Source organism: Desulfopila inferna (genome assembly GCF_016919005.1).
GTDB lineage: Bacteria > Desulfobacterota > Desulfobulbia > Desulfobulbales > Desulfocapsaceae > Desulfopila_A > Desulfopila_A inferna.
Map to the genome: position 1 here is coordinate 1 of NZ_JAFFQE010000046.1, position 424 is coordinate 424.

Annotated in this window: 1 protein-coding gene; it reads left to right on the plus strand. The window is 62.0% G+C overall.

Annotated elements, in window-relative coordinates:
* Positions 1–424: M3 family metallopeptidase (locus tag JWG88_RS21375; protein ID WP_205235846.1), on the plus strand; the 424-nt coding region annotated here is incomplete at both ends.

Below are 424 nucleotides of genomic sequence, written 5' to 3' on the forward strand. Positions count from 1 at the left end.
TCGAAATGAAGAACGTGCTGGAGAACGGCGTGTTCCATGCCGCCAACCTGGAATTCGGCCTGACCTTCAAGCAGCGCACAGACCTTCCGGTCTACCACGACGACGTGACCGTCTACGACGTGTTCGACGCCGACGGCAGCCAGCTGGCAATCTTCATCTTCGACCCGTACGCACGCGCCTCCAAGCGCGGCGGCGCGTGGATGAACTCCTACGTCTCGCAGTCGAAGCTGACCGGCTTCAAGCCGGTGGTCGCCAATCACCTTAACATCCCGAAGCCGCCGGCCGGCCAGCCGACCCTGCTGACCTGGGACGAGGTGAACACCACCTTCCACGAGTTCGCCCACGCCCTGCACGGCATGTTCTCCAATGTGAAGTACCCGTACTTCTCGGGCACCTCGGTGCCCGAGAAGTACGGGTACTTCAC